The sequence below is a fragment of the Kitasatospora sp. NPDC058162 genome, assembly GCF_042884005.1.
In the GTDB taxonomy this organism is placed as follows: domain Bacteria; phylum Actinomycetota; class Actinomycetes; order Streptomycetales; family Streptomycetaceae; genus Kitasatospora.
This window is the reverse complement of record NZ_JBHVUS010000047.1, coordinates 54096-63560: the sequence shown is the minus strand read 5'-3', so window position 1 is coordinate 63560 and position 9465 is coordinate 54096. Positions and strand designations below refer to the sequence as shown.

Below are 9465 nucleotides of genomic sequence, written 5' to 3'. Positions count from 1 at the left end.
GGGGTGGGCGGGAGCGCGAGCCGTACCGGCACCGAGTTGCCGCGGGGGCGCCCCGGGGGTGTCGTGGATTGTCGCGGGGTTGTCAAGGACCGGCCAAACGATCAGGCTATGCGTCCAGCTCCACCCACCCTCACGGACAACCGAACAACGGAGACCTGATGTCCCACGACATCGATTCCGCCGCCGAGTGCGATCGGCAGCGGATACGTCGCACCCGGCGGCTTTTCCACGCGATGACCGCGGTGGCGGTGCTCATCTCGGCCGCGCTCGGCGCCTCGGCGATGGCGGCCCCGCCGGCCGCCGCCCCGCCGCCGCCCTCGACCGCCGACCAGGAACGGGGCATGCGGGCCGGCCTGCCGTTCCAGGACCCGCCCGTCGCGGACGCGGGCAGCGCCGCCGACCCCGACCTGACCATCACCCTGGACGCCGGCCGCAGCCGCTTCGACATCTCCGGCAAGGAGGTCTACGGCGCCACCTACACCGGCACGTACATCGCCCCGACCATCCACGCCGACCCGGGCGCGACCGTCACCATCCACCTGGTCAACCACCTCCCGGTGGCCACCAACCTGCACTTCCACGGGCTGCACGTCTCGCCCGAGGGGCAGTCCGACGACCCGTTCCTGTGCGTCGCGCCCGGCGCCGACACCACCTACCGGCTGGCGATCCCCGCCGACCACCCCCAGGGCACCTTCTGGTACCACAGCCACGCCATGGGCACGACCTGCCCCGCACCCGGCGCCCCGGACACCTCCGGGACGGCCGGCATGGCGGGCATGGCGGGCATGCCCGGCGACGTGGAGAACCAGATCTTCGCCGGCCTGTCCGGCGCCCTGGTCATCGGCGACGACCGCACCCTGCTCCCGGCGGACCTACGGCACGTCACCGCGCACACCCTCGTGCTCAAGGACGTCCAACTGGACCCCGTCGGGCACATCCTGCAGAACACCGACACGGCGACGATCAACTCCGACAACCCGACCGTCCGCCTGGTCAACGGCCGCCTGCGGCCGGTCCTCTCGATGCGGCCCAACGAGACCCAACTGTGGCGCCTGGCCAACGCCGGGGCCGACATCTTCTACCAACTCCACCTCGACGGCTACCACTTCACCGTCGTCGGCGAGGACGGCACCCCGGTCGCCCGGGTCACCACCGCCGACACCCTGCTACTGCCCCCGGGCAAGCGCTACGACGTCCTCGTCACCGCCGGCGCCCACCCCGCCAAGGCCACCCTGCGCACCACCGCCTACACCAACGGCCCCCAGGGCGACGCCTACCCGGACACCGAGCTCGCCACGATCAGGATCGCCGGCGACCAGCTGCGCCGCCTCCCCGAGCTCACCGGCAGCATCCCGACCGCCCCCGCCGACCTCGCCACCGAACCCGTCGCCCGACGACGCACCGTCGACCTCACCGAGAGCGCCGACGGCAACACCTTCTACATCAACGGCCAGCAGTTCGCGGCGGGCAGCTCCGTCTTCGCCACCCCGGCCAAGCTCGGCACCGTCGAGGAATGGACCCTGGTCAACCACTCCGGCGAGGACCACCCCTTCCACCTCCACACCACCGCCTTCCAGGTCCTCTCCGCCAACGGCACCCCCGAGCCCTACACTCACCGCCAGGACACCGTCCCCGTCCCCCACGCCGTCAACGGGACCCCCGGCACCGTCGTCATCCGGGTCGCCTTCACCGACTACCCGGGCAAGTGGATGTTCCACTGCCACATCGCCGCCCACGAGGACCACGGCATGATGAGCTTCATCAACGTGGTCCCGTAGACGGGGTCTGACCTGCGGAAACCTCCGCAGGCCGTACCACGGAACCAACGGTTCCACCAAGGCGGTGGGCCTGATCGACCATCCGGAGTCAGCAAAAGGTCAGCATCAGACTCGGGAGCCCGATCAACCATGGCCACCACGACCCTCATCCGCGGCATGGGGACGTTCTTCAAGGACTGCGAACACCCCATGTCGCGGTGGTCCAAGTGCCCGCACGAATACAAGATCCGCTACCGCAACGGGGCCGGCCGGCAGATCGAGGAGTCCGGGTTCACCACCCAGGACAAGGCCAAGGACCGGCTCGTCGAGGTGTACCAGGCGAAGAAGAACACCCCGCAGAGCCAGCGGAAGGCGGAGCGCATCCAGAAGTACGGCTCCATGCGGTTCGGCGACTACGTCGCCCAGTGGAAGCGCAGCCAGCGCCACCTCACCCCCGGCTCGGTCCGGCACCTCGACTCACTGCTCGACAATCACCTCTACCCGGCCTTCCAGAGCCGCAGGATGGCGACCTTCGACCACAAGGTCGTCGACGCGTTCATCCAGACCATGGAGCGCAACGGTGTCGGCCTCGGCACCCAGTCCAACGCCTTCGACAAGCTGAAGGCGATCCTGCTCGACGCCCACCGGCTCGGCATCTACGACGAGAACCCATTGGACGGCGTCAAGCCCCCGCAGTACGACGCCAAGCGTGCTGTCATCCCCTCGCGCGAGCAGCTCAGGGAGATCCGCATGGCCGGCAATGACACCTTCCTGCTCATCGCCGACCTCATGAGCGGCTGCGGCCTGCGCAACGGCGAGGCCTACGCGGTCAACATCAACAACATCGTCGCCGACGACGTCTACCGGATCACCGAACAGGTCAACCAGACCACCAGGACCTACGGCCCGATGAAGCACCGCAAGGCCGACGACTACCGCGACGTCCCCCTCCCGGCCCACGTGAGGGCCAGCATCGAGCAGTACGCGGCCAAGTGGGGCACCGTCGACGGCTACCTGCTCCGCAACCCCAACGACATCATCAAGCCCTACCGGGGTTACCTGTTGGAGAAGCAGTGGCAGCGCATCAAGAAGGCCGGTGCCGTCGACATACCGGAAGGCATGACCATCTACAGCTTCCGCCATTTCTTCGCGTCGAACTGCCTCGGCCACAACATCCCCATCACCGACGTCGCCGAATGGATGGGTCACCGCAGCGTCGACATCACCTTCAAGACCTACCGCCACCTCATGCCCGGCTCCATCAGCCGCGCCGCCCAGGTCCTCAACCTCGGCCTCGCCGTATAAGCGAGTGGTGGGGGGTCTGCGCCCTCGCGTAGACCCCCCACCACCGTCGTGGGTTCAGTTGCCGGACAGCCGCTGCTGCCTCACCCACGCCTGCAGCTCCGACACCTTGAACTGAAGCTTCGCGTTACGCCCGTTGCCGAACCGGTACGGCGAAAGCCCCACACGGGGTGCCTCGCGATACACCCACGCAATAGACATGTTCAGGTACTCAGCTGTCTGCTTGACGCTCATGAACTGTTCGGACACGGGCTCCTCCGGTGTGACCAGCCGAATCTGACGGAGCCCGAATATCTACGGAAAAGGATGATTGGGTCGTGCCGTCATCGTGTGATACCGACGGACCCGACAGGTTGGTGGGGCGTGTCCAGTGAACGGCTTCGTCGTGTAGTCGGTGGTAGTGCTCCGTGACGACCAGCGACGGAGGACTCGGTGACGGATCAGGTCGAACCCAGCCCGGCCGGCTCTCCTACCGCCGGATGTAGCGGGCGGCGAGGTCGGCTGTGTGGAGGGGGTGCGGGAGGCGAGTGGCAATGTCCGTGTGGAGGTGGGCCGTGCGCAGGGACTGGACGTACATGGCCCACTCGGCGGGATCGTCACCGGGCTGGAGGAACGCCGGGGCGAGTTCCAGGGCGTTCGTGTTCCAGCCCCGCCGGCGGGCGGCGCGGGGTGTGGCGGTGTCGAACTTGGTGACGGCGATCGGGCCCTTGGCCTGGACGGGCTTGGGGGCGAGGCCGTAGTAGAGGCGGTCGTGCAGCCGGAACAGCCCTTGGGTCATCCCCTGCGGCCGGTTCCCGTCCCGGCTGAAGACGTGCGGCACCTCCCGGGCGGCGTCGCGTTCGACGATGCGGACGACGCGGAGCCCTGGGCAGTCCTCGGGGAGCCGGATACCGAAGCGATCGAGGGGGTCGGCGGCCTTCGCCTCGTACGGGTCCAGATGCGCGCTCGCTTCGGGGTCGGCCCCTGGCAGGATCAGCACGTCCTCGCGCATGTGCTGGGTCTGGAGCCAGGGCCAGCCCCGGCTGCGGGCGTTGCGCCCGCCCACCAGGAGCAGGCGCGGTCCGGTGGGCCGGTCGGGCACGAGAACCCGGCGGAGGAAACCGATGTAGGCGCTGTCGTCGGCGCGGTCGAGGTCGATCCGGCCCTGCTCGCGGGACAGGGCGAGGTGCAGCTCGGTGTAGGAGAGTTCCGGCTCCCCGGGCAGCTGCGCCGTCGTTTCGCCATTCGGCTGGACCCGGATCACGGTAGGCACGACGGTGCCCTTCACCAGCTCCAGCCAGATGCCCCAGACCTCGATCTCCTCCCCGCCCGGTGCCGGGTGGAGTTCGGGGAGCCGGCCGAGCTGGCGGAGGGCGTCACGGAGGGAGTTGGCGGCCCGCATCAGGTCCTTGGTAGCAGGGTCGTGCTCGTCCGTCTCCTCCTCGGATTCCCCGACCTCCTCGCCGAGGACGACCTCGACGACGTCGTCGTGCGTCAGAAAATCCGACTCCGGGGGCTCGGTGCCGATGTGGCCAGCCACGGGGAGCATGAACTGGGTGACGTGGCGGTTCTCCGCGAACCCCGCCCGGATCGTCTCCTTGGGGTCGTCGATGTCCTTGCCCCTGAATGCTTGCGGACCGTCGAGTTCGACGAGTGCGCCGACCGGTCGGTCGCTCCGGCGGTGCGGCCGGGTGCGTAGAGCCTTGGTGATCTCGCTGATCCGCCGACGCTGGGCCTCGGGCCGGCCACGGTCTTTGGCCTCCTCCCAGGGCTTGAGGGGTAGACCGGAGGCGAGCGCGCCGATCTGGGCGAGTTCGACGGTCAGGTCGAACGCTCCGGTGAAGCGGAGCGGTCCTGGAGCCGGTTTACCGGCGGTTGGTGCGAGTGCGGTCAGGACGAGCCCGTGGTCAGGGTCGGTCACTGCTTGGAGGAGGAGGTTGCGCCATGCCGGGGACTGCTCCCAGAACTCCAGGGCGTACGAGCGGTCCTGCGGCTCGTGGCGGGGGCTGGTGGCGCGAGTGGCTGTCGAGCGCCGACGCGGGGCTTCGGCGGGAGTGAGCCCGAGGGGTTCCACGGCCTTGGTGACGGCTTCGAGGACCTGGCGGTGGTCGATCGGGAGGAAGCCTGGCCGCACCGGGTGATGGATGGTCTTCGGCCCATGGGAGTTGTCATGGCTGATGCGGCGCAGCGTCATTCCCGACTGGTACTGCACGGCGGCCATCCGTCGCCCGCCACCGAGGTACTTCGCGGGCTCCCCGAGGATGCCGGGCAGTGGGGGGTAGGGGAGCTGACCGAGCCGTGTGGCGAGCTCTTCGAGGTCCCCGGACCACTTCCAGCCGCCGTGGTGCCATGAAGCGGTGGCCTGAAGGAACGTCGGTTCTTCGCTGGGGCGGACCAGACCGTCCGGTGCGAGTAGCCAGATGTGCAGTCGCTTGTTGGGTGACCAGCCGAGTGGCAGGTGCAGCCAGCGGTGCAGGACGAGGTCGAGGTGGACCCGCGGAAGCGGCTCCTGCCAGGCGACGTGCGTGGCGAAGCGGGTGCCGAGCGACCAAGGGGCGGGGCCGTCCCGATCGGGCATCGGGCGGGGCGGCCATTCGACGGCCTCCCGGGGGCCGTGGCTGGTCGGGCCGAGGATGAGGGGGTGCTGGGGCTGCATGTCGTCGAGCAGGCGGAGCCCGGAGCGGGTGAGCTCGTCGGCGAGCAGCGTCGGCAGGATCTGGAACATCCCGGCGACGGGTGCGGCGGTGCCGTTGGTGCGGAGGTCCCACCGCCCAATGGGAACAGGCCGCTCCACCCATTGGCCGTCCGTGGCCGAGGGGTCGAGCAACTCGTACCAGTCGACATGAGGGCGGTCCCGGGTGACGTTCACGGCGGCCCAGGCGGCGACGAGGTGGTGCAGCAGTTCGGGTGGAACGGCACGTTCGGCCGCGATCCAGTACCGGTCGGGCTGCTCCAGGCCGTAGGTGGACACGTCGACGATCGCCTGGTCGAGTGCTGCCGCGAGGTCGGCCAGGGCTCGGGTCGGCATCCGGTGGTCCTTGTAGCGGGGCTGCCACTGTTCGTGCAGCAGGCGCATCCAGGCGGCCGGGAAGGCCAGGGTCCACAGCATCCGGTCGGGGAACGCGTCGGGGTCGACGGTGAAGGCGAGGGGCTGGATCTCGTCGTAGGGGACGATGGTCACTGGGTACCCCAATCCATGTTCTCCAGGCACTGCAGCATCAGCCCGTACAACACTTCGGCGGCCTGTTGGTCACGGGCGTCCGCAGACGAACCAGGGTGAATCTGGCGCTGGAGGGCGCGCTGCATGGCGAGCAGGATGCTGGTGTGGACCGTGTCGGGCACGACGTCGCCCGCTGCGCGGCGTGGGGCGAACGCCGGGTCGCAGAAGTAGACCTCCGTGGGCTGCCCGCCGCGGATGCAGCGGCAGATCGTCTGCCAGATCTGGGGGATGGTGTCCCAGACGAAGGCCTGGTGGATCTGACCCCGCAGGTGTCGGAAGACGACGGGACGGCCGAGCAGCATGTGCCATTCGGAGCGGCCGGCGCTGCGGATCTCCTGCGCCACGTCGGCGAGCGACGCCGGGTCGATCACTGGGTTCTCCAGCAGTTGCATCGCGCGCCGGTTCGCGTTGCCCATCGGGAAGTCGAGTTCGGTCGGGGGCGGATGCGGGCGGACGAGGAAGAACGCGACGCCGAGGGCCGCCGTGCCGTCCGCGTTCAGGATGTTCAGCGCGCGCTCGATGGAGAGCAGCGCGGCCGCGAGGGCGTCGTCGTCACCGATCCCGAAGCGGGGTACGTTGCGACGCTGGATTCCCCAGCGGCCGGGAGGTGAGTCGTCGGACACAACATGCAGCGCGCTGAACGGTGTGTGTTGGACGACGTAGGCGGCCACGGTCCGGGCGTCCGTCTTGCTCTGGCCGACGAGGAGTGCCTTTCGCCGGTTCTCGGGGAGGTCGGACAGTACGGTGCCGAGCAGGCTCGGGCCACCAGCGCCGGCGATGTACGCGGCGATCTGGCGCACCGCGTCCTGCCGTTCGTCGCCGAGTTTCCCGGCCGGTGACACCAGCCCGATCCTGGTGAGCGCCGGCCTGAAGTGGAAGGTGCTTCGGGCGATGGCGGCGCGGTCCTGCGGGGGCTCACGGAGGATGAACGTCACCGGGACGCCCACGTGGTAGGCCGAGGAGTGGCCGGCCCAGGAAGTGGCCGACAGCAGCAGGGTGTTGGGTCCGTCGATGCCCTCCGGGGAGAGGAGGTCGTGCAGGTGGTGCAGCAGCCATCGGCCGATGCCGCGTACCCAGAAGACCCGGAGGTTCCCGGTGTCACGGCGGTTGTCGATCCACTGGAAGGCCAGCATGTTGCCCTGCGGCGCTTCGGGCACGAGCGCGTCGTAGTCGGCGGGCGGGCGCGAGCTCCAGAACTTCTCGTCGCCGGGCAGTTCGAGCCGCTGCTGCACGGCGGGTCGTACGGTGGCCATGTGCAGATAGGCAGACCCCAGCATCGACGTCTGGTATGCAGCGCGAAGGAGTTGCCGGAGGTAGTCGAGCCGCTTCGTCACGACATTCCTGGCGCTGGGGTGTGCCTGGGAAATGAGCCAAGCGTCGAGGGCCTTGGAGAGTCGTCGCAAGGACATCAGGGGAGTGGCCAGCCAGGGGACGACGGTGCCGAGGGGGCCGTCGGCGGCGGGGGCGAAGGTGTGGAAGACGAACTGCTCGAGGTTCTTCCGGTAGTACGCCTGGGCTCGTTCCTCACGGTCGGGGTCGCCGTGGCTGTTCGGGCTCAGTCCTTGAAGGGCTCTGGCGAGTTCGATGAACAGGGAGTGGCCGGAGAAGTAGGTGCCGTCGAGATGCTTCCGCAGCTGCAGGCTTCCCGCTTCCGGCGCCAGCAGGACGCGGTAGAGGGCGTTGACGGCCCCGTCCGCCACGTTCTTGGCCTGGAAGTACTCGGTCACCCGTTCCTCCTTGAAGGGGAGCCGGGCGCTGTGGCCCAATCCCGCCTGGGCATTGATGACTTCCGTGTCCCACCAGCTGTCGTCCTCGCGGATCAGGACCTGGCTCTGCAGGAAGGTCTCGTCGAGTTGCTGTTGGACCTTGTCGGCCTCGTCGACGATCAGGAGATCGACCAGGTGCTGGAAGAGCTCCAGCCAGCGCAGCCGGCCGTCCACGGGCTGCGCCCAGCTGGAGATGAGACCGGCGGGAGTGGTCAGCCAGACCTGTGCGTCGGTGATCCGTTGGGTCGCGCGGTGGAACGGGCAGATCGGAATCAACGGGCAGTTGTACTTGCCGCCGTCGACGTCGAACAGCTTCTCCCGGCAGGGGAAGTCCCGGGCCCGAAGCGGCTGGTGGCGTCCGCCGGGGGCTGAACGATAGGGCTCCAGAAGACAGTTGACCGTCACGTAGTCGACGGCAGGGTCCTGCCGGGAGGGGAAGTCGGGGGCCGACTCGGCGAGGACGCCCTGCCAGTAGCCGTTGGCGTGGCCTTGGCGGCGGCCGACACCGATGAGCGGCACGGCAGAGATGCCGAGGGCGTCGAACATCGAAACCATCTTGAGGCAGTCGCCGACCGAAGGAAGGACCAGCGCGACCCGGTAGCCTCTTTCGACGGCCGCGACGGTGGCGATCAAGGCGTAGGAGGTCTTACCGCTGTTCGGAAGTCCGATGCCGTGCTGGAGCCCTTCGATCCGGCAGTCGGTTCGGCGCCTGGCGAACTTCTCCTTCGACGGGTCCCACGCGAAGTAGCGGATCTTACGGAGTCGTCCGGTGAAGTTCTTCTCCTCGATGTGGGGTAGCGGATCGAGCACGCGGGTCATCCGGGCCGCGGCGGCAACGAGGGCTTCGGGCGGGAGCTCCACCGGTTTTCTGGTGCGCTCGGCCACCAACGGCAGGTAGTTCAGCGGTTCGGGGATAGCGACGTCCGGGATGAAGACCTCCTCGGCTTCGCCTGCGTCGGAATTCACGAACCAGTAGGTCTCACCGAGTTCGGCCTCGCGCTTGAGGCGAGGGGGCGCGTACGGCACGGGTTCGTCGAGAACACCGCGGTAGCGGGAAGTGCGGCTGGTGCCGATGGTCGGCTCGCGCATCCGATAGCGCCTGCTGCCGGGGTGCTCCTCGTCGTAGGGGTCGCCGAGCGGCCCGGTCAGCGGTAGGAAGAGCCGAAGACGCTCCGGGACCTTGTCGTACTCCTGCAGACTGCGACTCCAACGGCTTCCGGTTCGGTACCGTCCGAGCAGCAGGCTCAAGCGCTGGACCCGCGCCTGCATCACCTGGTCCGCAGGACGGCAGAGCGCGTACCTCGACAGGAGTGTCCAGAGGCTCTCCACCGGCTCGTCCGGGAAATGGTCGGCCAGGAAAGTGAGCGCCGCCTCGACAGCGAAGAACTCGCGAATCTGTAGGGGCTCGACGCTTTGCTGCTCGAGTCCCATCTCCTTCACG

At 68.6% G+C, this 9465-nt stretch carries 5 protein-coding genes; 2 read left to right on the top strand and 3 right to left on the bottom strand.

The window, feature by feature from the left end; translation table 11 throughout:
- The first annotated feature begins 158 nt into the window (after nucleotides 1-158).
- Entirely contained in the window at nucleotides 159-1778 is a 1620-nt protein-coding gene (locus ACFVXG_RS41925; RefSeq protein WP_387935751.1) for a multicopper oxidase family protein, read from the top strand.
- 129 nt (nucleotides 1779-1907) lie between these two features.
- Nucleotides 1908-3062: a tyrosine-type recombinase/integrase gene (locus ACFVXG_RS41920; RefSeq protein WP_387935750.1), complete on the top strand. Its 1155-nt coding sequence runs from the start codon at nucleotides 1908-1910 to the stop codon at nucleotides 3060-3062.
- A gap of 54 nt (nucleotides 3063-3116) precedes the next feature.
- On the opposite strand, the gene ACFVXG_RS41915 is transcribed toward ACFVXG_RS41920, so the two are convergent.
- The 3 genes from ACFVXG_RS41915 to ACFVXG_RS41905 all read right to left on the bottom strand — a co-directional run bounded on the left by ACFVXG_RS41915 (nucleotide 3117) and on the right by ACFVXG_RS41905 (nucleotide 9455).
- The gene (locus tag ACFVXG_RS41915; RefSeq protein ID WP_387935749.1) at nucleotides 3117-3308 is read right to left on the bottom strand and encodes a helix-turn-helix transcriptional regulator; all 192 of its coding nucleotides are present in this window, start codon (nucleotides 3306-3308) and stop codon (nucleotides 3117-3119) included.
- 220 nt (nucleotides 3309-3528) lie between these two features.
- Nucleotides 3529-6219 (bottom strand): RNaseH domain-containing protein, encoded by a 2691-nt coding sequence (locus ACFVXG_RS41910; protein ID WP_387935748.1) that lies wholly within the window; start codon nucleotides 6217-6219, stop codon nucleotides 3529-3531.
- Nucleotides 6216-9455, bottom strand: coding sequence for a hypothetical protein (locus ACFVXG_RS41905; RefSeq protein ID WP_387935747.1), 3240 nt, complete (start codon nucleotides 9453-9455; stop codon nucleotides 6216-6218). The genes ACFVXG_RS41910 and ACFVXG_RS41905 overlap by 4 nt, the downstream gene beginning before the upstream one ends.
- Between the last annotated feature and the right edge of the window lie 10 nt (nucleotides 9456-9465).